At 70.6% G+C, this 23,618-nt stretch carries 20 protein-coding genes and 1 pseudogene; 11 read left to right on the top strand and 10 right to left on the bottom strand.

What is annotated here, in order from left to right; translation table 11 throughout:
• Positions 1-500: 500 nt before the first annotated feature.
• The 6 genes and pseudogenes from WMF28_RS31540 (at position 501) to WMF28_RS31515 (ending at position 5,495) form a co-directional block, all read left to right on the top strand.
• Positions 501-2,189: an alpha/beta hydrolase gene (locus tag WMF28_RS31540; protein ID WP_437597098.1), complete on the top strand. Its 1,689-nt coding sequence runs from the start codon at positions 501-503 to the stop codon at positions 2,187-2,189.
• A 310-nt stretch (positions 2,190-2,499) separates the two neighbouring features.
• A pseudogene (locus WMF28_RS31535) lies at positions 2,500-3,023 on the top strand (methyl-accepting chemotaxis protein); the annotation flags it as partial.
• 69 nt (positions 3,024-3,092) lie between these two features.
• Positions 3,093-3,596, top strand: a complete 504-nt coding sequence (locus WMF28_RS31530) for a hypothetical protein (RefSeq protein WP_437597097.1) — start codon at positions 3,093-3,095, stop codon at positions 3,594-3,596.
• Between the two features lie 50 nt (positions 3,597-3,646).
• The gene (locus WMF28_RS31525) at positions 3,647-4,258 is read left to right on the top strand and encodes a hypothetical protein (protein WP_437597096.1); all 612 of its coding nucleotides are present in this window, start codon (positions 3,647-3,649) and stop codon (positions 4,256-4,258) included.
• An 18-nt stretch (positions 4,259-4,276) separates the two neighbouring features.
• Positions 4,277-4,558 carry a hypothetical protein gene (locus tag WMF28_RS31520; RefSeq protein ID WP_437597095.1) on the top strand — a complete coding sequence of 94 codons (282 nt, stop codon included), beginning with the start codon at positions 4,277-4,279 and terminating at the stop codon, positions 4,556-4,558.
• A gap of 28 nt (positions 4,559-4,586) precedes the next feature.
• A complete protein-coding gene (locus WMF28_RS31515) occupies positions 4,587-5,495 on the top strand; it encodes a hypothetical protein (protein ID WP_437597094.1) in 909 nt (302 codons plus the stop codon).
• Positions 5,496-5,558: 63 nt separating this feature from the next.
• On the opposite strand, the gene WMF28_RS31510 is transcribed toward WMF28_RS31515, so the two are convergent.
• Positions 5,559-5,732 (bottom strand): hypothetical protein, encoded by a 174-nt coding sequence (locus WMF28_RS31510; RefSeq protein ID WP_437597093.1) that lies wholly within the window; start codon positions 5,730-5,732, stop codon positions 5,559-5,561.
• Between the two features lie 305 nt (positions 5,733-6,037).
• On the opposite strand from WMF28_RS31510, the gene WMF28_RS31505 reads away from it, so the two are divergent.
• Positions 6,038-7,009: a hypothetical protein gene (locus tag WMF28_RS31505; RefSeq protein WP_437597092.1), complete on the top strand. Its 972-nt coding sequence runs from the start codon at positions 6,038-6,040 to the stop codon at positions 7,007-7,009.
• On the opposite strand, the gene WMF28_RS31500 is transcribed toward WMF28_RS31505, so the two are convergent.
• From WMF28_RS31500 to WMF28_RS31480, 5 genes are all read right to left on the bottom strand, one after another.
• Positions 7,006-7,413, bottom strand: a complete 408-nt coding sequence (locus tag WMF28_RS31500) for a hypothetical protein (protein WP_437597091.1) — start codon at positions 7,411-7,413, stop codon at positions 7,006-7,008. The genes WMF28_RS31505 and WMF28_RS31500 overlap by 4 nt on opposite strands.
• 23 nt (positions 7,414-7,436) lie before the next feature.
• A complete protein-coding gene (locus tag WMF28_RS31495; RefSeq protein ID WP_437597090.1) occupies positions 7,437-8,507 on the bottom strand; it encodes a hypothetical protein in 1,071 nt (356 codons plus the stop codon).
• A 30-nt stretch (positions 8,508-8,537) separates the two neighbouring features.
• Positions 8,538-9,482: a hypothetical protein gene (locus WMF28_RS31490; protein ID WP_437597088.1), complete on the bottom strand. Its 945-nt coding sequence runs from the start codon at positions 9,480-9,482 to the stop codon at positions 8,538-8,540.
• 110 nt (positions 9,483-9,592) lie between these two features.
• Positions 9,593-11,800, bottom strand: a complete 2,208-nt coding sequence (locus WMF28_RS31485; RefSeq protein ID WP_437597086.1) for a hypothetical protein — start codon at positions 11,798-11,800, stop codon at positions 9,593-9,595.
• On the bottom strand, positions 11,797-13,212 hold the full coding sequence (locus WMF28_RS31480; protein ID WP_437597085.1) for a hypothetical protein: 1,416 nt from the start codon (positions 13,210-13,212) through the stop codon (positions 11,797-11,799). Before WMF28_RS31480 ends, WMF28_RS31485 begins: the two co-directional genes overlap by 4 nt.
• Before the next feature lie 688 nt (positions 13,213-13,900).
• Here WMF28_RS31480 and WMF28_RS31475 point away from each other — a divergent pair.
• Positions 13,901-14,842: a hypothetical protein gene (locus WMF28_RS31475; protein ID WP_437597084.1), complete on the top strand. Its 942-nt coding sequence runs from the start codon at positions 13,901-13,903 to the stop codon at positions 14,840-14,842.
• A gap of 53 nt (positions 14,843-14,895) precedes the next feature.
• On the opposite strand, the gene WMF28_RS31470 is transcribed toward WMF28_RS31475, so the two are convergent.
• The gene (locus WMF28_RS31470; RefSeq protein WP_437597083.1) at positions 14,896-15,069 is read right to left on the bottom strand and encodes a hypothetical protein; all 174 of its coding nucleotides are present in this window, start codon (positions 15,067-15,069) and stop codon (positions 14,896-14,898) included.
• 305 nt (positions 15,070-15,374) lie between these two features.
• Here WMF28_RS31470 and WMF28_RS31465 point away from each other — a divergent pair, with 305 nt between their 5' ends.
• Complete coding sequence (locus WMF28_RS31465) at positions 15,375-16,319, top strand: hypothetical protein (protein ID WP_437597082.1); 945 nt, start codon at positions 15,375-15,377, stop codon at positions 16,317-16,319.
• Between the two features lie 124 nt (positions 16,320-16,443).
• On the opposite strand, the gene WMF28_RS31460 is transcribed toward WMF28_RS31465, so the two are convergent.
• The 3 genes from WMF28_RS31460 to WMF28_RS31450 are packed head-to-tail and all read right to left on the bottom strand — an operon-like array spanning position 16,444 to position 19,543.
• Complete coding sequence (locus WMF28_RS31460) at positions 16,444-17,136, bottom strand: hypothetical protein (RefSeq protein ID WP_437597080.1); 693 nt, start codon at positions 17,134-17,136, stop codon at positions 16,444-16,446.
• Entirely contained in the window at positions 17,133-18,071 is a 939-nt protein-coding gene (locus WMF28_RS31455; RefSeq protein ID WP_437597079.1) for a PEGA domain-containing protein, read from the bottom strand. The genes WMF28_RS31460 and WMF28_RS31455 overlap by 4 nt, the downstream gene beginning before the upstream one ends.
• 11 nt (positions 18,072-18,082) lie before the next feature.
• On the bottom strand, positions 18,083-19,543 hold the full coding sequence (locus WMF28_RS31450) for a serine/threonine-protein kinase (RefSeq protein ID WP_437597078.1): 1,461 nt from the start codon (positions 19,541-19,543) through the stop codon (positions 18,083-18,085).
• Between the two features lie 584 nt (positions 19,544-20,127).
• On the opposite strand from WMF28_RS31450, the gene WMF28_RS31445 reads away from it, so the two are divergent.
• Both WMF28_RS31445 and WMF28_RS31440 read left to right on the top strand, forming a co-directional pair.
• Positions 20,128-21,876, top strand: a complete 1,749-nt coding sequence (locus tag WMF28_RS31445) for a DUF1592 domain-containing protein (RefSeq protein WP_437597077.1) — start codon at positions 20,128-20,130, stop codon at positions 21,874-21,876.
• Positions 21,873-23,486 carry a DUF1552 domain-containing protein gene (locus WMF28_RS31440; RefSeq protein ID WP_437597076.1) on the top strand — a complete coding sequence of 538 codons (1,614 nt, stop codon included), beginning with the start codon at positions 21,873-21,875 and terminating at the stop codon, positions 23,484-23,486. The genes WMF28_RS31445 and WMF28_RS31440 overlap by 4 nt, the downstream gene beginning before the upstream one ends.
• Positions 23,487-23,618 lie beyond the last annotated feature (132 nt).

The raw sequence follows: 23,618 nt of genomic DNA, 5'->3' as shown, positions 1-23,618 counted from the left end.
GCGTGATTGCGCAAAGATGCGCGGACGGGCGGGATCACCACCGGCCGGGGGTCGACCATCCGCCCATCCAGGGTCGACCATCCGCCCATCCAGGGTCGACCATCCGCCCATCCAGGGTCGACCATCCCCCTATGCAGGGTCGACCATCCACTCTCCGTGGATTGACCATCCAGCCATCCAGGGTCGATCATCCCCTCTCCGTGGGGAAGTTGCCCCGGATCAGCAGAAAAACCGCCAAGCCGCCAAGGACGCCAAGGGGAGAGGGGGAAGGGAACCGTCCGCGGCATTGCCCCCTATTCCCCGTGTTTCTTGGCGCCCTTGGCGGCTTGGCGGTTCGCTTCCCCGGCCGACTTCCCGCAGTAGAGCTAGACAACGCGGCGGCCACGCCGCTCGGCGCGCCGCGCGCTGGAATCTCGTGCACTGCGCGCCGCGGTGGGCGGTAGCATGGGGTCACATTGGCCCCGCCTCACATGAAGAGCTCGTCCCGTGAACGCTCTGGCGTGCCGCCCGTAGCGCTGCCGCGCCCAGCGAATGCCAGGATCGCGCTGATCGCCCTCGTCGTCGCGGGAGCAGTCGGCCTGACGTCCTGGTGGACCGCGCGGCCTGCGGGCGGCCCCGAGGGCTCGCCGCCCAGCCCGACCGCGCACAGCGGCGCCGTCGAACCCGGAGCGCGCCCGGGCGTGGCCGTCGAAGGCATCGCCGCGCGCTACCGCATCACGCCGGCGAGCCCTGCGTGGAAGAGGATTCACCGCGAGCGGGGGCCGTCCGCGCAGGACGGGAGCGTGGATCTCGCGTTCCTTCACGAGCCTACCTCCGCCTCGCTCTCGGTGAAGGTGCTTCCCGTCGCCAACGAGGCGCTCACCGCGGATGACGTCGCGAACACCTTCGTGCAGAGGATGCGGGATGGGATGTCGGGTCTGGACGAGACCCGCCGCGAGCCGTTCCCTGGCCGCGCCGCGGGCGGGGTGGTCGTCCACGCGCGCGCTCAGAAGGACGCGCACCGCGTCGAGCTGATGACGGGCGTCTTCGTCCAGGACCAGATCGGCTATCACCTGGTCGGCATCGTCCCTGCGGAGGCGATGGCCAAGGTGCGCCCGGACATCGAGGCCATGCTTCGCTCCTTCGAGCCGCCGCCGCCCGAGCCTCCCCAGCGCGTGCTCCCCGAGCGCCCCCTCGCGCTCCCGGCTCCGCCCGAGCCGCCCGCGCAGCGCGATGGCCACGATCTCCGCAAGATCGAGCCCGTGCGGCTCTTCATGGAAGCGCGGAGGGCCGCCGCGCACGGCGATTACCAGGCCGCGGCGCAGATCCAGCACTGGGCCGTGGCGGGCGGGGTGGACGGGAAATACAACCTGGCGTGCTATTACGCCCGCACCGGGCAGCTCGACGCCTCCTTCCACTGGCTGGAGCGCGCTGCGGTCGAGGAGGGCGTCGACCCGGACTGGGCAGCCCGGGACTCCGACCTGGAGGCGTTGCGCAGCGATGCGCGATGGGCGACGGTCTATCCCTACCTGGCGCGGGCCGGGCGCTACTGGGAGCAGTCCGGGATCAAGAAGACGCTCCTGGTGCTCCCGAAGGGCTATCGCACCGGCAAGCCGATCCCGGTCGTGATGGGCATGCACGGCCTGGGGTCGCAGCCGGAGGATTTCACGGACGAGAGCGTCCAGCGCGCTGCCGACGCGCTCTCGGTCGCTTTCGTCTCGGTGAGCGGCACCCTGCCGCGCGGACCACGCAAGTTCGTATGGTCCGAGTCGCCCGCGCGCGACCGCGCGCGGCTGGACGAGGCGCTCGCCGAGGTGCGCGACCGGGTGACCGTTGCCCCCGGCCAGGTGATCCTGATCGGCTTCTCGCAGGGCGGCCAGATGGCCGCCGAGATCGCGGCCCGGGATCCGCGCCACTACGCCGGTGCCGTCGTCATGTCTCCCGGGTCCGCCACCGAGCTCTCGCTCGACGGCGTGCCGCGCTCGCCCGAGCTCGCCCAGCGCCGCTGTGTCGTGGTGGTCGGCGCCGGCGAGTCGCCGGGCAACGTCTGGCTCGCCGAGCGCGACGCCACGCGGCTGCGCGCGCTCGGCGCCGAGGTCTTCCACAAGCCCTACGCCGAGCAGCAACAGCACTCCTTCTCGCCGGACTTTGACACCGCGCTCCCGATCTGGATTCGCTACATCCTCGGCACGGGCCCGAGGCCCCGGTAGTCCGCGACCTGCCAGGCGCGTCCCGGTCGCGCAAGTGCGAGCGGCAGGCGCCCAGAGAGGGGGTTCTCCGCGCGGGGTGGGGCCCCGCGCGGAGAACCCCCTCTCTGGGCGCCGGGCGACCCGGCAAGACCTCACGCCCACCGGGACAACGACCGCGTCACCGTAGCCGCCTGGATCCTGTCACCCCATCACGCCAGCCTGCCGAGCTCCCGGAACTGCCCGCGCAGGTCGTTGTAGAGCCCCCGGTACACCGCGTGGATCTCCCGGTACCGCGCCGAGCGCGCCGCGTCCGGCGCGACCCGGGACACGACTCGGCCTCCGCATCGAGGCGATCGGGCAGATCCTGGCCGTCATCGACGACGTCGCCGAGCAGACGAACCTGCTCGCGCTGAACGCCGCGATCATCGCCGCCCAGGCCGGCGAGCACGGCAAGGGCTTCGCCGTCGTCGCCGACGAGATCAAGGACCTCGCCGAGCGCGCCGGCGGCAGCAGGAAGGAGATCGCGGAGCTCATCAAGACGATCCAGTCCGAGTCGAAGAACGCGATCGCCGCCGTCGAGCGCGGCGCGCACAACGTCGACCGCGGCGTCGAGGTGTCGAACGAGGCCGAGCGGGCCCTGAAGAAGATCCTCGAGAGCTCGCAGAAGTCGACCAACATGGTGCGCGCCATCGCCCGCGCCACGGTCGAGCAGGCCAAGGGGTCGAAGCACAGGTCACGGGCGCGATCGGCCGCATCGCCGAGACGGTGCAGCAGATCGCCGCCGCCACGGCGGAGCAGGCGCGCGGCGGGCGCCAGATCACGAGCGCGATCGAGCAGATCTCGGCGCGTAGGTAAAAGAAGCCGGAGCTGCTCGGCCTCATCAAGGATACCGTAAGAACTGGAGGCAAGCCCGTCCTGAGCGAGATGTCCGAGAATGGCAAGCTCGCCTGGGTGTTCGAGAAAGAGTTCAAGGAGAAGATCGGAGAAAAGGGCCAACGCATACTCCGGGTCGTCGTGGACAAGGAAGGAAGGGTCGTGACGGCGTTCCCGGTTGATAATCTCCTCAAGCGTGTCGCGATCAGAGGTATTCAAGTGTCGGCGCAGATCGCCGCGGCCGCTTTGCTGGCCACGCTCTATGAGAACGAGGCCCAGGCGGCAGACCTTGATACCGCGACCAGATACAAGAGTGCAGAAGATGAGAAATCTTGGTTCGAGACGGCTCTGGAATGGGCTGGCCCATTTGGGCTTCTCGAGTCGATCCCTGTCGGGCTGGGACCGAACTTCAGCAAAATCCAAGATAGATCGGCGGCTGTGATCTCGGAGGCGGAGAATGAATTGGGAAGAGGTTTGACATCCGAAGAGGCTGGGGTGATCCGGCAGGACATCTACAGTATCTGGGCTGACTCCGCTACGAGCTTCCAGCGTTGATGCTACGGCGCTCGTGCGAGTGAACCAGCAAGAATAGGGCTGGTCCTGAGATGAAAATGACAGATGTTCGAGCTGCGTCTCACATTGTACTGCCCGCAGGAAGGTTGCTGTACAAGCCATCCGACGAGCTTCGCTACGTCGTGGTTCGCAGGGGTCGGGAGGGCGAATTCTGGCTCGTGGAGGATGGATGGACAGCGGAGAGTATCGCTGCAGGTCCTTTTCGTTCCGAGGATATCCTGCGTGCCTTCAGGCTGGCGAATACGTTGGTTCCTGAGGGGTGCGAGCTTGGTCCATGGCAGACCGGCATCGGCTTGTTCAATCCAGCGAAACTGCCGTCCCACCCCAGTGATTGGTCGCGGGTCGACACTGCATGGCTCGCGCCGTCCGTGTCGCGGTACTCCGACTCCGATGTCAGGAAGCTCATCAACGAGATATGTTGCGCGCCGCCGCAGGATCCTCCTCGCGTCGAGTGGAAGGCTTCGGACACGCCGGAGACGCACGAGCCGCCTGACCTGGTGTACAAACTCTGCCAGGAGTCGCGTCTGAAAGAAGTGGGCACGCTCCGACGGCCATGGAACGCGCATCCTGCCGGCTCACCGCTGCTTGCAGAGAGCAAGGATCTCAACGGCATATTCGTCGTCATCGATCTTCCGCCTGCGTGAATTCGTGGTCGACAGCGTTTGGTTCGTGGGGGAATCGTCAGTACCGTCCAGTACTACAGCCGCGGTTGGACGAAGCCGCTCTGCGGCAACTGTGGTGGCCCGCTCGGCTTCGAGAGCAGCGCCGACACGCTCCTCCGGCTCGTGCACCATGCCGAGGTCGACCCGGCCCCGCCCCGGCGCATCGTGGGGGTGGACGATCGGGCGATCCGGCGCGGGCACGCCTACGGCACGATCCTTGTCGTTCACGAGCGGCGGGTCTCCATCGACCTGTTGCCCGATCGCACGGCGGCGCGTAGGTAAAGGAAGCCGGATCGCTGCGCGAAGAAGTGTGGCGCGGCGAATCGAAGTGGCGGGACCGCGAGCGTCGCGACGCGTCGTTCATGGGTCGAAAGAGTGGGCCCCGCGTGGCGCAGAGCGTGCAAAGGGCGTGCAAAGGGCGTGCAAAGGGGCGCATCGGCGTGCCGCGGGCACACATGGCGACCAGCTCAAGATCCCGGTGTTCAACCTCCCGGGCGAGTCGCCGGTCGCCATCTGCGCCGCGGCCCGCGGCGAGGCGAAGCGGCTCGGCCGCGACGTCATCCTCTACGACACCGCCGGCCGCCTCGCGATCGACGAGCCGCTGATGCAGGAGCTCGGTGCTGCTGCTCGCGAACAGCGTGGAGCGCCCCCTGGGGCGCACCGCGCGGGACGACGTGGCGATCGTGCTCCGGAAGGGCTCGGGCGTCGAGCGGCATCGACGAGCCGCAGATCGCAACGGAAACGGTCTGGGGGAGGCAGCCGGCAGCCCTCCTGGCAACGGAAACGGTCTGGGGGAGGCAGCCGGCAGCCCTCCTGGCAACGGAAACGGTCTGGGGGAGGCAGCCGGCAGCCCTCCTGGCAACGGAAACGGTCTGGGGGAGGCAGCCGGCAGCCTTCCTGGCAACGGAAACGGTCTGGGGGAGGCAGCCGGCAGCCCTCCTGGCAACGGAAACGGTCTGGGGGAGGCAGCCGGCAGCCTTCCTGGCAACGGAAACGGTCTGGGGGAGGCAGCCGGCAGCCCTCCTGGCAACGGAAACGGTCTGGGGGAGGCAGCCGGCAGCCTTCCTGGCAACGGAAGCGGTCTGGGGGAGGCAGCCGGCAGCCCTCCTGGCAACGGAAACGGTCTGGGGGAGGCAGCCGGCAGCCCTGTCGGCAACGGAAACGGTCGGCCGCGAACCGCCACACGCGGATGGCATGGTGCGTGCTGACTGCGTGCTGACTGCGTGCTGACACCAGCAGCTACCAGGCGCCGTAACGAGAGCAGCACACCCCCGCGTGCCGGTCAGGACCCCAGCAGCGCCTGGCCCAGCCGCTCGTGCTCCGCGAAGGCCGGGCTCGCCACCGGCGCGTAGACCCGCGGCGCGACCGGCTGAACGACGGGACTCGGAAAGGCCCCCTCCTGCGCCTCGGACGGAGCGCAGTTGAAGACGAGCCGCATCGGCAATGGGGCGGTCATCGCTCCCATCTACCTTCGCTGCGCGCGTGACGCCACCCCGCCGCGCGCCGGGCACATGACACCTTCAGGCGACTTCTCGCGAGCCTCGCGGGGCCCAGTCCATGACGCAAGATCACGACGAGGGGCGGCGCGCCGTCAGAAAATCAGCCGGCAGGTCGATTGACGGGTGCGCGGGGGTGATTATCCCTGCCCGGAACGTCCGGCGTGCGTCTGACGTTCTCAACACGTCCAGCGCGCGGGGGTGGAGCGCGACGTACCTGTTCTCCGCTGCTCCGCGACGACGAACAACGAGAGGTCATCCCCTCATGAAGAAGCCTTCTCCGCTCAAGAAGAAGCCCGCTCCCAAGAAGCCCGCGGCCCCGCCCCAGGCGGCGGCGGCGTTCGACAAGATCCTGCCCGAGATCGAGGCGCTGAGCCCGGATCGGCTGATCGCCATCAACCTCGATATTCCCCGGGTCGTCTCCCAGGTGCTGGGCGTGCTGCCCGGCCTCCTCGCGCTGCGCTCCGCCATCGCGGAGCACGTGCCGACGCACGATGTCGCGTTGCTCGACCGGCTCGAGACCTACGCGCTGGCCGCCTGGTACGCGCACCTCGCGTGGCTGTCGAGCGGAGGCGCCGAGAACGCGGTGAAGCCGCTGCTCGCGGAGGCGGCCCCGCTGCGCGAGGACCTGCTGAGCGACGCCGAGGCGCTGGCCCGGCGCGGCCTGCTCGACGCGGACACGGTCGCGGAGATCCGCGCGGGGCTGGGGCACATCGACACGGCGAACGACCTTGTCGCGCTCTCGGCGCTGTTCACCGTGAGCTGGGCGGAGGTCGCCAACAAGACGGCGGCGACCGAGGAGGAGGTGAGGCGCGCCGGGGAGATCGGGCCGCAGCTGCTCGCGGCCCTCGGCGTGCGGGAGCACGGCAAAGGCCCCGGGCCGACCGAGGCGGCGGACAGGAGGGCGCGGGCGTTCTCGCTGCTCGTCCACGCCTACGACCAGACCCGCCGCGCCGTCGCGTACCTGCGCTGGGACGAGGAGGACGCCGATACGATCGCCCCCTCTCTCTACAAGGGCCGCACTGGCCGCGCGACGGCGCACAGCGACACCGTCGCCGCCCCGGGCGACGAGGCGCCGGCTGAACCGGCGGCGCCCGGCGCTGCGACCCCCGCCGCGCCGAACGGCACGGCGGCGCCTGCTGCGCTGAACGGCACGGCGGCGCCTGCTGCGCTGAACGGCATGGCAGCGCCCGCGGTGCCCGGCGCCGCACCGAACGGCACGGCGCCTACCGGCTAGACGTCGCCGCCCGCCTCCGCGGCGAGCGCTTCCCGCTCCCAAGGATCGGCTGCCCAGGCGAACGCACCGGCGGAGAGCAGGCAGACTCCGCCGCTTGCGGGCGCCCCGCGCCAGACCTTCCACAGCGTGACGTCGTCGCGTGTCCTGGTGCTGGCGATCGGGGTGATCGAGAACGCTGCGAACGCCTTCCTGCGCTCCGCGGGCTCCATGTAGACACCCCGGTAGACGTAGCCGATCCGCACCGTCATCGGCTGCGCGCCTTCGAGGGGGCGCCCGGAGGCGTCCTTGCCGTCCCACGAGAACGTCGTTTCGCTGTTCGGCTCGCAGGGGCAGGCGAATCGCTCCTCGAAGCGCCGGCCGGCGATCTCGACGACCAGGTCGATGCGCACGAGCGAGGCGGGCACGCCGCGGCGGCTGGGCGGGATCGTTAGGGCATCAGGCCGAGCGCGAAGAGGGCGTCCGACCAGAGCGGCCAGAGCGTGCGGTAGGGGTGGGTCGCCAGCACCACGCCGCCGCTCGGCAGGCGCCGGACGTGGAACCGGGCGTGGTGGACCAGGAACTCGAAGTGATCGAGGGTGATCTCGACCTGCGAGAGGGGCGAGCCGTTGCCCGTCTCCGTGCCCTGCTCGTCGCGCCCCCTGAATGGGAGCGTCCGCTCGTAGATCTCGCGCGCGCGCGGCTCTGCGGCGCGCCACGCGCCGTCGGGCGCCTCCGCCGCCGCTTCGAGCGCCTCGAGCAAGGCGGAAGGCGGAGTTTCCAGCGCCTTGAGGACGGCTTCACGGGAGAGCGAGCTCGAATGCGCGCTGGCATGTCTCAACGCGACGCACGCGCCGGGCGGCGCGGCTTCCACCCGCGCGCGGAGCGCTTCCAGCGACAGCCCCGCGGTGCGCGACACCCTGTCCTTGTCGTGGAGGCAGATCCACGAAAGGGCGAGATCGCGCGCGATGTCGCGGGCGTCCGCGTTGTACGTCGCGCACAGGGCGACCGGCGCGAGCCAGGTCCGCGCCGTCGTGCAGCCGCCGGTCGGGACGCGCCCGCTCGCGTCCGGCGCGCAGAGGCGGAGCAGGACGTCGTCGATGTCTTCCAGCGCCATGTGCCACGCGAGCACGGCCTCGGCCTGCACGCAACGCGGGCCCCTCCCCAGGGCGAGGTCCATGTGCATGGGGGAAAAATCCTCGATCTCGCGGGCGTGCATGTGGATGGGGCCCATCGGCTTGAGACGTTCGCTCCTGTCGGTGAAGCAGCGAAGGATGCAATGGACGAAGTGTTCCTGGCTCAACGACGCGACGAAGTAGGCTTCGGCGTCGGTGCGCCCGAAGTGGGCGCGGAGCATCGCGACCACCTCGTCCACGGAGGTCGTGTTGCACTCCGTGTCGCGGTCCATGATCGCGCGCATACTGTACTGTGGCTCCTTGATGAGGGCCGACAGCGCCGCGCCGACCGCATCGACCCTCTGTGCCTCGTCACACCAGGCGAAGAAAAACGGCCCTTCTCTCATCGCTCGATCATCCTCATGGTGTAGCCTGCGTCACGACATCAGGCCGAGCACGAAGATCGCATCGGCCCAGAGCGGCCAGAGCGTGCGGTAGGGGTGCGTGGCCAGCACCACGCCGCCGCTCGGGAGGCGCCGGACGTGGAAGGGGGCGTGCTCTTCGAGGAAGCGGGTGTGCTCGCGCGTCGTGACGTCCACCCAGAAGGCGGGGGGGACCTCCCCCGCGGCTTCGTCGTCAAGCTGGCGGCGTAGCTCCAGGAGCTCGCGCGCCTTCGGCTCGACCGCGCGCCACGCGTCGTCGGGCACAGCCGCGGCCTCGAGCGCATCGAGCAGCGCCGCCGGCGGCGTCGCGAGAACCTTCAGCACGGTCTCACGCGAGAGCGAGCCCGTGAGCTCGCTCTCGCATTTCATGGACACACGCGCGCCGCGCGGCGCGGCTTCCACCCGCGCGCGGAGCGCCTCCAGCGGCGTGCCCGCGATGCGCGGGACGCGCTCCTTGTCGTGGAGGCTCACCCAGGAGAGGGCGAGATCGCGCGCGAGCTCCGCGGCGTTCGCGTTGTAGGTCGCGCACATCTCGACCGGAGCGATCCAGTCCTCCTTGTCCGTGCACGCGCCGGTCGGCACGCGGCCGCTCGCGTCCGGCGCGCAGAAGCGGAGCAGGAGGTCCTCGACGTCGCCCTGGACCAGGTGGTAGGCGGCTGCGGCCTCGGCCTCCACGGAGCGGGGGCCCGTGCCCACGGGGATCTCGTAGGGGTAGAAATCCCACTTGCGTTCGCCCGCCTTCGCCTCGAGGGGGCCGTACGGATGGTCACGTTCGCTTTCTTCAGGGTAGCACGCGAGCCTGAGCATCATGACGCGCTTGGAATCGTTCGGCCTCACGCTGGAGCCGACGTGAGCGCTCTTCAAACCTCCGAAGTGGGCGCGCACCATGGCGAGCACCTCGTCGATGGAGCACGTCCGGCACGAGATGATCGCGCTCATCCCCAGGCTGATCATATACCCTGGGATGACCAGCGCAGACAGCGCCGTCGCGAACGCATCGATCCGTTCTGGCTCGTTACACCAGGCAAAGAATTGAGGTCCTGAGTTACTCATAGCCGGATCACCATGATGGGTTTGTTGAAGCCCTCGAGCGTAACCGTCTTGCCAGCGTCCCAATCGAACAGGTAGCCGTCCTTGACGATGAACTTCTTCTGCTTGAACTCGGCACCTTGTTCCATGATGAGCTCGACCCGCTGCACGTCTCCAACGAGCCCCTTCCTCTTCACCCCCTCCATCCCGTTCGAGAGCTGATCGCGTACCTCGAAGACATCGATCTTTCCGCCCTTCGCCTCGCTCAGGATGAGCTTGTGCCCGCTGGACACCGACACGAAGTCGGGCGCCGCCCCCTCGCTACCACCGGGGCTTGAGTGTTTCGGAATCCCGAGCACGTCGCGCACGCCGTCGTCGCCGACCCCGACGAGCGATCGGCCGTCGTCCACCAGGAACTTCGCCGCCTTCTTCTCGAAGATGTCCACCTTCTTCTGCTTCGTGACCGCCCCGCGGAGGTTCTTGTAACCCCTGACGCGCTTCGTCTTCACGATCTGAGCGAAAAACTCCTCGATCTCGGCGATCTCCCCAGCCACCCGGATCGCGGACGGCCTGAGCCCGCCGCTGGTCTTGACCACCCGCCACATCGGCCCGACCGCCCCGAGCCCGAAGCCCAGCCCCGAGAAGATCCGCTCCTCGTCGCTCAGCTCCTCTCCCGACGGCAGGCACCACGCCTTGCCCGTCACGGCCTCGCACAGGTCGAGCGCCGGCCCCACCACCGGCACGAACCCCACCCCGATGCGCGTCGTCGCGTGCACCAGCGTCTGCATCACCCCCGCGTACGCCTCGAAGCCCTCCCCGACCGTCGACATCGCCCCCGCGAACGCGCTGATCGTCTGGTAGAGCTGTGTCTGCTCCAGGTCGAGCCCGTCCCCCGTCCACTGGTTCAGGCTGTCCTTCATCTGGTCGGCCAGCGCGTCGAACCGCGGCTTCAGCACCGTGTCCACCTGCGCCCGCAGGTCCGCCGGCACCGGCGAGTCCTCGAACCAGTCCGACGCATCCATGAACTGCCGCACGAACCCCGTGATCCGGTTCTGCGCCTTCAGGAACGCGTTCGTCTCCGCCAGCGATACGCCCATCCGGTCGCGCAGCGCGATCTCCAGCGCCGCGCTGTTGTCCCGCCACGCCCTCACGTTCGCCACGAAGTCCGCCCGAAGGACCACCACCCGACCGCTCACATCGGCCTCCAGCGCCGCGAGCACCGCGTCCGCGTACGCCGCGTACGGGTCCCTCCCCTCGTCGAACGCCCCGTCCACCTCCGAGACGTCCGGCACCTCGACCCACGGCACCTCGCTCGCTCCAAGCGCGTACGCCCCCGCGTCGTCCGGGTTCCACCACTCGGCGCGCGCGTCCTGCGTCGCCAGGTCCGCCACCTCGTCCGCCTGCGCGCCGAACTCGTCCATCAGCCGCGCGAGCTCGTCCTCGAGATCGCTGACGCTCTTCTTCAGGTCGTCGACGAGCTGCTCCATCGCCGCCCGCGTCTCCGCGCCGACCGCGTCCTTGTACCGGTCGAGGATCGCGTCGAGATCGGTCCGCGAGATCTCGTCGAGCGGCCGGCTGACCAGGTCCTTCAGCTCGGTGTCGAGCTGCTGGAGCAGGTCCATCTTCTCCGCCAGGCGCGCCACCCGCGGGGCGTTCGCCACGAGATCCCTGCGCTCCTTGGCGATCTCGGCCAGCAGGATCTCGATGTCGCGCGCGAGCGCCGGGTTGATCTCCGCGAGGCTCAGGTCGAGGGTCGTGTCGCCGGAGAACGCCACCCCGCGCCGCCGGACGTCGAAGAGCGGCTTGTTCAGCCCGAGCGGCACCGACACGAGGTTCACCACCTCGCGCGCGTTGACGCACGTGTTGTCGCCCCCCTCCCTGCTGACGTGGAAGTGGAAGTCGTTCATGCCCATCCCGAGCAACACCGAATCGAACGCCGCCTCCATCCGGTTGCTCTCCGAGCCGTCGTCATGGAACGCGAACTCGCCCGGAACCTCGTAGGTGGGAAGCGGCGTATCGTTCACGCGGAAGTACGGCGCTCCAGGGTTGAGGAGCTCGGGGGTGAGACACCCCGGGTTGAACTGGGTGGAGACCCAGTCGAGGGTGTACGGCGTGCCGGCCCGCGCCAACGAGGGCGCCACCAACACCGCCGCAGTGATCAGCGCGACGAGCTTCTGCAGCGCCGCGGCACTCCAGCCAGGCCGCGCAACGTCCTTCGAGGCTCTCATGTCCCCTCCGCGCCGCGCACGGCGGCGTCATACGCAACCGCGGCGCCCTTCACATCGCTCGCGTCGAGCCTCGCCTGCGCCGCGTCGAGCGCCGCCGCGGCCATCCCCTTCTCCCGCAGCGCCGCCAGGCCCTCCGCGATCTTCCGCGGCAATCCCGTCCTGAGCTCGGTCTCTGCGGCGTCGAACCGCTCCCGAAGCGCCGCGCACCCGGCCTCGCGCCACGACGACCCCGCCGCCTCGCAGAGCGGCCGCATCTGCACGAGCCCCGCCAGCTCCCCGCACCGCTCGGCCAGCAGCGGCAGCCCGAGCTTCTCACTCACCGGCGGCGCCGCCGACAGCGCCGCGACCTGCGTGCGCGCACGTTCCCCGAAGGTCTCCGACGCCCTCCGGGTCCGCGCCCCTGCGATCGCCTCGCGCGCCCCCTCGTCCATCCGCAGCACGCGGAGCGCCTGCCGGCGCAGCGCGATCCCGCCGAGCAGCGCCGTCGCCGTCGCGTCGCTCCGGCCGACCCGCCGCTGCACGTAACCCAGCATCGCGTTCAGCGAGCGCAGCGCGCCCGAGGTCATGTCCGGCAGGACCGCGCCGTGCGTCGCGAGGAACTCCCTGTGCGGCGCCATCGCCTCGTCGAAGGAGGCCGCGAAGACTTGGAGCGCCGCCGACGACCTTAGGATCTCCGCGGCGAGCTCGCCGGGCGCCCGGCTCGCCTCGCGCGCCGCCGCGAGCACCGCCTGCTCCACACCGTCGAGGCCGTCGATGTCCGACCGCGACGCCTGCTCCGAGAGCGCCGCATACGCCGCCGTCTCGGCCGCTTCGGTCGCGCGGTACGCGGCGAACCGCGTTGCAGCGCCCGCGTACCTCGATCGCAGCGGCGCGGCCTCGTCCCTGGCCTGGTCGAAGATCGCCTGCACGACCGCCATTGCCTGCTTGTCGGCCGCGAGCGCGGCGGCGAGCGGCTCCGTTTCGGCGCTCGCCTTGTCGATCATCGCCGCCTTGAAGCTGCCTGTCGCGTCGACCGGCGCCTGCGCGAGCAGCGCTCTCTGGCGGTCCGTCGCCTCGTCGAGCAGCGACTCGAGCCTGCCCGCGAGCGTCGCCCGCAGCGACTCGGCGTTCCTCGCGTCGTCCCGCACGTAGTCGATCGCTTCGTCCACATGGCCGAACCAGACGTCGAGCGAGGTGCCGCTCGCGACGATCTCCTCCAGCGTCTTGTTGGTCGGCCACGTGGCCCACATCTCGATCGGCAGGGCGCCGTCCTTCTCGGCCTGACTCCACGCGATGCCCGGGCCAAGGTTCTCGCCAACACAATGCTCGTCGCCGCCCACCGAGGCCGCGCAAAAGCTCCCGAACGTGCGGTCCTCCCGCTCCCACAAACACCCGGCCCCCGCCGCCCCAAGCGCGAGGACGCCGACAGCCACCGCAAGGATCGTCCTCCGTCGCCACGGTCTCGATCTCTCGCTCATGCTCATTCCCTCCACCCCGCGATTTTTCTTGCCCGCGCACGCTCGCCCGCACGTCCTCCAGAAGCAAGCGTCCCCACCAGAGCGCTAGGACATTGCTCGGCCGTGGATCGCGCCCCGAGCGCCAGGTTGTCCGTCCTCAATGCGCGGACAGTCGCGGAACCGGAGAGGTGTGCTTGGGGGTGCGTGGCGCCACGGCCTGCGGACCGGCCGCGGGGTCGAGGCGGAGGCCGCTGAGCTCGTGACGCTCGCCGGCGAGTTCCGCGAGCGAGGTCTCGGCGTCGCGCTCCTGGGGCGCCGCGCGGCTGTCCACGTCGCCACCAGCAGGCCCGCGGGCGCCCTCGTGGAGCTCCGAGTGTGCCACCGACGGCGCCCTGTCACGACAGGGTTCGCCTGAAGTGTCGTGATCCTATTCAGGGAAACGCAGCGTCTCGACCCGGGTGCCGTCCTCCCCTCGGATCTCTTCGCCAGACCAATCCCAGCTCACGCCGCCCTTGCCCGGCGGTCCCAGTTGGTACTTGACCCGCTCCAGCGTGAGCTGGTCCTCGTCGACGTAGCCGATGCCGATCGAGTCGCCGCCGCGCCCGGGGGGCCGCCGTAGCCGCCCTCACCCCCTCGGCCGCCGTTGCCACCCTGACAGGACCACGTGCCGTCCCCCACGGCGCCGCCCGATGCTCCTCGACCGCCTTTGCCCCCTTGCTCGGGTGGCCCGCCGTCGCTACCCGGCCCCGCGGCCAGCGTCTCGATCACGGTGTCGCGCACCGTCAGGTTGGCGTGCAAGGTGAAGCCATCCAGCGAGGCGCACAGCGGCTTGGCGAACGCGAGTGCGCTCGGCAAGAGCGGCGACAGCCCACGGGTCAAGGTCCTCGGCGACCAGCTCAAGATCCCGGTGTTCAACCTCCCGGGCGAGTCGCCGGTTGCCATCTGCGCCGCGGCCCGCGGCGAGGCGAAGCGGCTCGGCCGCGACGTCATCCTCTACGACACCGCCGGCCGCCTCGCGATCGACGAGCCGCTGATGCAGGAACTCGGTGCTGCTGCTCGCGAACAGCGTAAAGCGCCCCCTGGGGCGCACCGCGCGGGACGACGTGGCGCTCGTGCTCCGGAAGGGCTCGGGCGTCGAGCAGCATTGACGAGCCGCAGGTCGCAACGGAAACGGTCTGGAGGAGGCAGCCGGCAGCCTTCCTGGCAACGGAAACGGTCTGGGGGAGGCAGCCGGCAGCCCTGCTGGCAACGGAAACGGTCTGGGGGAGGCAGCCGGCAGCCTTCCTGGCAACGGAAGCGGTCTGGGGGAGGCAGCCGGCAGCCCTGCTGGCAACGGAAACGGTCTGGGGGAGGCAGCCGGCAGCCTTCCTGGCAACGGAAGCGGTCTGGGGGAGGCAGCCGGCAGCCCTGCTGGCAACGGAAACGGTCTGGGGGAGGCAGCCGGCAGCCCTCCTGGCAACGGAAGCGGTCTGGGGGAGGCAGCCGGCAGCCCTGCTGGCAACGGAAACGGTCTGGGGGAGGCAGCCGGCAGCCCTGCCGGCAACGGAAACGGTCGGCCGCGAACCGCCACACGCGGATGGCATGGTGCGTGCTGACTGCGTGCTGACACCAGCAGCTACCAGGCGCCGTAACGAGAGCAGCACACCCCCCGCGTGCCGGTCAGGACCCCAGCAGCGCCTGGCCCAGCCGCTCGTGCTCCGCGAAGGCCGGGCTCGCCACCGGCGCGTAGACCCGCCGCGCGACCGGCTGAACGACGGGACTCGGAAAGGCCCCCTCCTGCGCCTCGGACGGAGCGCAGTTGAAGACGAGCCACATCGGCAATGGGGCGGTCATCGCTCCCATCCACCTTCGCTGCGCGCGTGACGCCACCCCGCCGCGCGCCGGGCACATGACACCTTCAGGCGACTTCTCGCGAGCCTCGCGGGGCCCAGCCCATGACGCAAGATCACGACGAGGGGCGGCACGCCGTCAGAAAATCAGCCGGCAGGTCGATTGACGGGTGCGCGGGGGTGATTATCCCTGCCCGGAACGTCCGGCGTGCGCCTGACGTTCTCAACACGTCCAGCGCGCGGGGGTGGAGCGCGACGTACCTGTTCTCCGCTGCTCCGCGACGACGAACAACGAGAGGTCATCCCCTCATGAAGAAGCCTTCTCCGCTCAAGAAGAAGCCCGCTCCCAAGAAGCCCGCGGCCCCGCCCCAGGCGGCGGCGGCGTTCGACAAGATCCTGCCCGAGATCGAGGCGCTGAGCCCGGATCGGCTGATCGCCATCAACCTCGATATTCCCCGGGTCGTCTCCCAGGTGCTGGGCGTGCTGCCCGGCCTCCTCGCGCTGCGCTCCGCCATCGCGGAGCACGTGCCGACGCACGATGTCGCGTTGCTCGACCGGCTCGAGACCTACGCGCTGGCCGCCTGGTACGCGCACCTCGCGTGGCTGTCGAGCGGAGGCGCCGAGAACGCGCTGAAGCCGCTGCTCGCGGAGGCGGCCCCGCTGCGCGAGAACCTGCTGAGCGACGCCGAGGCGCTGGCCCGGCGCGGCCTGCTCGACGCGGACACGGTCGCGGAGATCCGCGCTGGGCTGGGGCACATCGACACGGCGAACGACCTTGTCGCGCTCTCGGCGCTGTTCACCGTGAGCTGGGCGGAGGTCGCCAACAAGACGGCGGCGACCGAGGAGGAGGTGAGGCGCGCCGGGGAGATCGGGCCGCAGCTGCTCGCGGCCCTCGGCGTGCGGGAGCACGGCAAAGGCCCCGGGCCGACCGAGGCGGCGGACAGGAGGGCGCGGGCGTTCTCGCTGCTCGTCCACGCCTACGACCAGACCCGCCGCGCCGTCGCGTACCTGCGCTGGGACGAGGAGGACGCCGATACGATCGCCCCCTCTCTCTACAAGGGCCGCACTGGCCGCGCGACGGCGCACAGCGACACCGTCGCCGCCCCGGGCGACGAGGCGCCGGCTGAACCGGCGGCGCCCGGCGCTGCGACCCCCGCCGCGCCGAACGGCATGGCAGCGCCTGCTGCGCTGAACGGCATGGCAGCGCCCGCGGTGCCCGGCGCCGCACCGAACGGCACGGCGCCTACCGGTTAGACATCGCCGCCCGCCTCCGCGGCGAGCGCTTCCCGCTCCCAAGGATCGGCTGCCCAGGCGAACGCACCGGCGGAGAGCAGGCAGACTCCGCCGCTTGCGGTGCCGTTCGCGAGGCGGGAGCGAGCTAGTCGCTGTCCGCGCACGCCGGCTTCGGGCAGCGGCCTTGCAGGATGTCGCGACACGCCTTGTCGCGCTCCTTCTTGTCGATCGCGCCGAGCGCGGCGTAGATCTGCTGCGTACTGCACCCGAGCGAGCCCTCGGCCGTGAGCGAGCCGCACGCGTCGAACACCTGCGGCGCCGGCAAGAGCGCGCAGCGGGCCTCGCAGGCCGCGATGTCCGCGAGCTCGCGCGGGCACACGGCCGCATAGAGCGCGCACATCGCCTCGCACCGCCCGACGCACCCGGCGTCGCCCGCCGGGCCGAGCGGCCCGGCGACGGTGCAGCCGGCGGGATCGCCGCTCTCCACCGCGCGGCACCCGGCATAGCCCGCGGGCGACGGCATCGCCTCGCAGACAGCGCAGCACGCCTCGACCGACGGATACTGCGGCGTGAGCTCGCAGAGATCCATCGACCGGGCGCAGTGCGCCGAGCACGCGGCGATCTCGCACGGGCCCGTCTCCTGCGGTGGCGGAGCCCAGCGCTCCTGGCCTCCATCGCCGGCGTCGCCCGCGTCGCTCGCGGCGGCGTCGCCGTCGACACCGGCGCTCTCGGCCGAGGGACCGCCGCCCTCGCCGTCCGCGCCGGGCAGCGGGGCGACGACCTGACACCCGGAGACCCACGCGGCGAACGCGCAGGCGGCAGCGCGGCGCGCCCTCACAGCGTCCCTCGCACGCCGATGTAGCCCGGACCGACCGCCCAGGTGACGCTCGACGCCGGCGTCTTCGAGCGCTCCAGCCCGAGGGCGAGCCCACCGACGGCCGCGCCGGCGACGGCGAGGCCGAACCCCACGTTCGAGACCCACCCCACGGCGTTCGCGCTGCCTCGCGCGTCGTCGGAGCAGCTCGTGGCGCCCCGCCGGCACGCCTGTTCGAGGTCGCTCCGCGCGTCCAGGTAGGCCGCGCCTGCGCCGATCCCCACCGCCAGCCCGGCGCCCGAGGCGACGAACCCGCCGATGGCCCACGCCGAGGCGCCGCCCGAGCGAGTCTCCGGGGTGAGGGCGACGTCGAGCGTCGTGATCTCCCGCTCCGGGACATAGACCCGCTGCCGGGCGCCCACGTAGCCGTCGGCCTCGACCTCGATCCAGTGGTTGCCCGGATCGATCAGGGACCCCTCGGCGGAGGCCTTCACCGCCTGGCCGTCGACCTTGAGCCGGGCGCCGGCGGGGCTCGGCGTGAGCCTCACCTTCAGCCGTGGGATGCGGTCATCGAGCTCGCTGCGCAGGGCGTCGGCGCGGCGCCGCGCCTGCGTGAACGGCCAGGGCTCTCCGGGGGTCGCGCGCGACGCGGTGATCGTCGACGCGAGCTCGCGCGCCTCGCTGAGCCGCCCGATCGCGGCGAGCGTCTTCGCCACCTCGATGGAGGTCGTGGGCACGCAGACGAGCCCCTCGGCGCGCTTGTAGGCGCGGAGCGCCTCCGCGTACTTCTTCTGGGCGAAGAGCTCGTCGCCCATGTACACGAGCTCCCGGGCCTCGATCCGCGCCTCCTCGTCCGCCTCGCCGCCGGCGGCGGCGCCCGCGTCCTCGCCGGCGAGCGCCGGTGAGGCCGCGATGATCAGGCCGGCGATCATCATCAGGGTCCTGGGCCCGGAGTGCATGCATTCCCCCGTCAGAACCCGAGATCGCGGCGCGCGCGCGTCCGCGTGGCCACCTGCTTGACCGGCGCCACGCGCGCCGCCTGCGCGACACCCGGCGCCCTGGAGGCGGCCTGCGCCGCGGCCGGCGCCGTCGCGACAGGCTGCACGTCGGGCTGCGCCGCGGCCGGCGCCGTCGCGACAGGCTGCACGTCGGGCTGCGGCGTGGCCGTCGCCGGCTGCGGCGTGGCCGTCGCCGGCTGCGGCGCCCTCGCCGGGGGCGGCGCGTCGGCCGCGGCCTGCGGCGCGCTCGTCGCGCACTGAGCTGCGGGCTCGGCGGCGGGGTGCGCCGACGGCCCGGCTCCGATGCTGGCGAGCGACGCGGCCTGCGCCGCCTGGGGGGTCGTCGTCCGGGTGACGCCGGCCCAGGCGAGGGTGCTGATCCCCATCACGGCGGCCGCCGCCATGGCCCAGGTGCGCGCCCGCGCCCGCGGCCGCGGCGCGGCGGCGCCGAGGGTGCCGAAGGGCATCAGCGTGGTGACGAGGGACGAGAAGCCTTCGCCCGAGGTGAGGGTGTCGCGCGGGGGCATGAGCTCGGTCGGGGCGGGGGAGGGCCGCGCGTCGCGCGGGGCGGCGACGGCGGCGTCCAGCGCCTCGAGGACGGCGCGGGCGCTCTGGGCGCGGCGCGCCGGGTCCGGCTCGAGCAGCGAGAGGACCCAGGCGTCGATCGCGGGCGGCAGGCCCGGCGCGAAGCGGGACGGCGGCGGGGGCGACCCGCGGTCGATCGCGACCGCCACCGCCGCGATGGTGGCCCCGCCGAAGGGGAGCTGCCCGGTCAGGCAGAAGTAGGCCACGACGCCGAGGGCCCAGAGATCGCTGTGCGGCCCGACCCGCGCTCCGCCCGCCATCTGCTCGGGCGACATGAAGTGCGGCGTCCCCAGGATGGCGCCCGTGACCGTGAGCGGATCGGCCTCCTCGACGGTGTTCTTGGCGATGCCGAAGTCGAGCACCTTCACGAACGGCTCGCGCTCGCCCTCCACGAGGAAGATGTTCTCTGGCTTGATGTCGCGGTGAACGATGCCCGACTCGTGCGCCCTGGCCAGCGCAGCGCAGGTCTGGCGCAGGATGGAGGCCGTCTCATCGAGCGAGAGGCGCCGGCGCCGCTCGACGAGGTCCTGGAGCGTCTCGCCTTCGAGGTGCTCCATCAGGATGTACGGGACCCCCTGGTCGGTGAGCCCGAGGTCGAACACCCGCACCACATGCGGGCTCTGGATCCGGGCGGCGGCCTCCGCCTCGCGCCGGAGGCGGACGACGGCGAGCGGGTGATCGACGTAGATGTCGCGGAGGAACTTCACCGCGACCTGCGTCCTGAGCGCGGCGTGCTCGGCGAGCCAGACGCTCCCCATGCCGCCTTGACCGAGCGCGCGGAGGAGCCGGAGCTGCGAGCTCACCTGCATCCCGGGCAGCGGCCCGCGTTCCGAGCTCGACGGCGCCATGTGGCGGATTGCCTCAGATGGGGCGATCAGGCACGGCGATGGCTGTGTGGCCTCACCCATTCCTACCGTGTTGCTCATGCCGGAGCCGGCTTGCATGCGGCGAGCCAGCGGCTCGCTCGAGGGGTATTGAGGGGTTACGGGGGCATGAGCTGGCGTCGGCGTGGCGCATCGTGGCGTGGGGCCGCGCTGTGCAGAGCCCTCGTGACAGTTCGCTACACCAAGGGGTGCCGCGGAGGGCACCACGCCCCGTCGAAGGTGGCGCACCACAGCGCGCGTGGGTCCTTGAAGCCCTGATGGAGACAATAGATCTTTCGGTCGCACACCCTCGTCGACACCCCCTCTCGAAGCTGTTCGATATCCGCAGGATGCGCGTGTCGTCCGGGCACGAGCGCACGGAGGCGGAGCACGGCGCGCTGTTCGACAGGGCCGGCCCCCAAAACGTCTCGCCCGAGCGAATTTCGAGGCAGAAGCAAACTTGCGCCAGCACGAAAATACGAGAAAAATAGTGATCAGCGACCCCCTGACAGGGCATTCTATGTCTGGGCGATGGCCGATGTGAGAGCCCCCCGGATGAGGTGAGTTCTATGAACACGTGGGCGAGACGGTTCATCGTTCCTGCGCTGCTCACGACGGGTTGTGCGGCCATGTCCGGCTGCACTGCAATGATCGGCGGCGGAGACGACGTAGAGGGGAGCAGCGGGCCCGGCAGCGGGCCTGGCAGCGGGCCTGGCAGCGGAGCGGGCAGCGGCGGGAGCGGCTCGACGGGTGGCAACCCCGACGTCGAGCCGACGGTGTGCGTGCCGGGGGTCCCGCGAACGTCGGCGCTGCCGCGTCTGACGAGGGGGCAGTACGACAACACGATTCGCGATCTGGTCGGCATCGACAACCAGCCGTCGTCGATGCTCGCGCCGGACGGCGTCGGAAGCGTCGATCAGCGCGCGTGGGATGGGTACAAAACCGCCGCAGCGACGGTGGCGGCGGCGGTCATGGCAGACCCCGGGGCGCGAGCCAGGACCATCCCCTGCACCCCGGACGCCGACGGCACCGCGTGCGCGCACCAGCTCATCGATACGCTGGGACGGCGCGCCTTCCGGCGCCCGCTCACCGACGAGGAGAGGGGGCTCTTCCAGGCCCTCTACGCCCGCCGCCAGGCGCTCACGCCGACCGGCTCGTTCGCCGACGGCGCCCAGCTGATCATCGAGGCGTTCTTGCTCTCGCCCTCCTTCCTGACGCGAGCAGAGATCAGCGAGAAAGCCGAGGGCGAGTACTTCGCGCTGAACAGCCACGAGGTGGCGTCGCGCCTCTCGTACTTGCTCTGGGGGAGCATGCCGGACGACGCGCTGTTCGCCGCAGCGGACGCCGACGCGCTGCTCACACCCGAGCAAATTCTCGCGCAGGCACAGCGAATGCTGGCGGATCCCAGGAGCCGCGCGATGGTCAAAGGCTTCCACGAGCACTACCTCCACATGGGGCCCGGCACGCGCTGGTCGGACATCCAGCGTGATCCGGACGCCTTCCCGGATTTCAATGCCTCGATGGTCCCCCTTCTGTCGGAGGAGACCGAGCGCTTCATCGAGCACGTGGTCTTCGACCAGGCCGGGACGTTCCAGGAGCTCGTCACCACGCCGGTGGGCTTCGCCAACGCCTCCCTGGCGCCGCTCTACGACCTGGATCCTGCGCAGTTCAACGGCGCGGAGCTCGTACCGGTCGATCTCGACCCGACGCAGCGTTCCGGCCTCTTCACTCGCCTGGGCTTCCTTGTGTCGCACTCGGGGTACGACCGGACGTCGCCCATCTTGCGCGGCGCGTTCTTGCAGAAAGAGATCCTCTGCGCGAACATCCTGCCGCCACCACCGATGGTGGAGGGCACGCCGCTGCCCACGGATGACAACCTCACGACAAACCGCGCTCGCGTCGACGCACAGACGGCGGGAGACGGCTGCAAGTTCTGCCATCACCCGTACATCAACCCGACGGGCTTCGCGCTCGAGGCGTACGACGCCGTGGGAGCCTACCAGCAGACGGAGTCGTTCTCCGGCGCGTCCATCGACACACGGGTGAGCGTCGACATGGGCGAGAACATCGTGGAGCTCGACGGCCCGGTGGCGCTCTCCGAGGCCATCGCGAGCTCCCCGGAGGCGCACAGGTGCTACGTGCGAAAGTGGGTCTCATTCGCCTACCAGCGCGAGCTCAACAACGAAGATTCCTGCACCGTGGACGAGCTGACCGCCAAGCTCACCCAGGGCGGCTACACCGTGCTCGACCTGATCGCAGACCTCACGCAAAGTCAGTCGTTCCGATATCGTGCACTACAGACGGAGGTGGCGCCGTGAACCGAAGATTATTCCTGCGCGGGATTTGTGGCGCAGCGCTCGCGGTTCCCTTCTTGAATTCGCTCGTCCGCTCCGCGCGAGCGCAGGAAGCCCCGTCGCCGCGGCGCCTGGTGATCTTCTACACAAACAACGGTTGCCTGACGAACCGTTGGTTCCCGACGATCGAGAACGGGGCCGGGAGCGTCACCGCGGCGTCCCTGGAGACGGTGCAGGCGGATGGGAAGCCTCGAACCCTCGCCCCGCTCGCTCCCTACGCGGCGAAGCTGCTCTTCCCGCGCGGGCTCGCGATGCCCCTGAACGGGCTCAACAACAAGGTGGACGGCGCCGTGCATTTCGATCCCCACGATCAGGGCATGGGCAGCAAGCTGACCTGCGCGCCCCTCGATCCCGCCGGGGAGCACTGGGCGCTGTCGCACTCGCTCGACCACGAGATCGCGCGCCGCTTCAACCAGGGCACCAACAAGATCCCGCTCGTGCTCTCCGTCGGCAATGCCTTCACGAACGTCAAGGGCATCGTGTCGTACTCGGCGTCGAGTACGCCGTTCGCCCCCGTGACAAACGCGCGCACGGTGTACAGCAGCCTGACCGGGCTCTTCGCGAGCGGCTCCGAGACCGAGGCGGATCATCGCGTGGCTCGCGGCGAGAGCATCATCGATCTCGTGACTCATGATCTGAACGCCCTCAAGGCCCGGAAAATGAGCGGCGCCGATCGGAGGAAGGTCGACGACTGGCTCGCCCTGCTCCGCGAGACGGAGCAGCGGGTCCTGCCCTCTGCTTGCACCGCGGAAGCTGCAGCCGCGCTCGGCGTCACGGACGCTGCCCTCACGGCGGCGGGCTACCCCGCCCGCGGCGGCGGCTTCGGCGGTAACAGCGAGACGGTGTACACGCTGGGCAGCGAGATGATGATCCGCCTCATCGCCCTCACGATGATGTGCGACAATAACCGCTCCATCGTGCTCCAGTGGCCGGGCTTCGTGACGTTCAAGTGGGACGGCATCAGCCACACCCACGATCATCACGGGCTCTCGCACCGGAACGGAAGCGCCGCCACGGGCGGCCAGTGCGTGAGCGGCGTCCTCGAGCAGATCCACGAGATCGACCGCTGGTACGCAGGGCGCTACGCCAAGCTGGTCAAGACCATCGACAGCATCGAGGAGGGGGGCGGCACCATGCTCGACAACTCCGCGGTCATGTGGCTGCCGGAGCTCGCCGATGGCAACGCGCACAACACAAACAACTTACCCATCGTGATCGCCGGCGGCGCCGGCGGTTACCTCAAGCAGGGCGTGGCGGTGAACCTCGCGGGCGGGAACCTCGCGGTGGGCAACAGCGAAGCCAGCTGCGCGGGCGGCGGGGAGGACGAGAACAACAGCGGCAACACCGGCTCATCGGGCGGAACCGTCCCGTTGAACAAGCTCTATACGACCTTGATCAACGCGCTCGGCGCCGGGACGCCCGAGTGGGTTCCGGTCGATCGATTCGGCGTGTCGGACGCGGTCTCGGCTGGCTTCGGTGGCAGCGCTCCGTCGTTCACCACGGATGGCGCAGGCAACGTCATCGACGGGCCAGGCATCAGCAACCCGGGTGAGCTCGACGCCATCAAGGCGTGACGAGCTGCTTCAGGTCCTCGGGGGGGGCTCGCGCGACGCGGGGAGCGCGCGGGGCGAGCGGGCGGGCGGGCGGCGTCCGGCGCTCATCGGGGGCGCGGCGCGCGGAGAGCCGGGGTCCGAGGAAGGGCTTGT

It is taken from the genome of Sorangium sp. So ce590 (assembly GCF_051521365.1).
Lineage (GTDB): Bacteria > Myxococcota_A > Polyangia > Polyangiales > Polyangiaceae > Sorangium.
The sequence above is the reverse complement of the archived record's forward strand: the minus strand, read 5'-3'. Positions and strand labels throughout refer to the sequence as shown.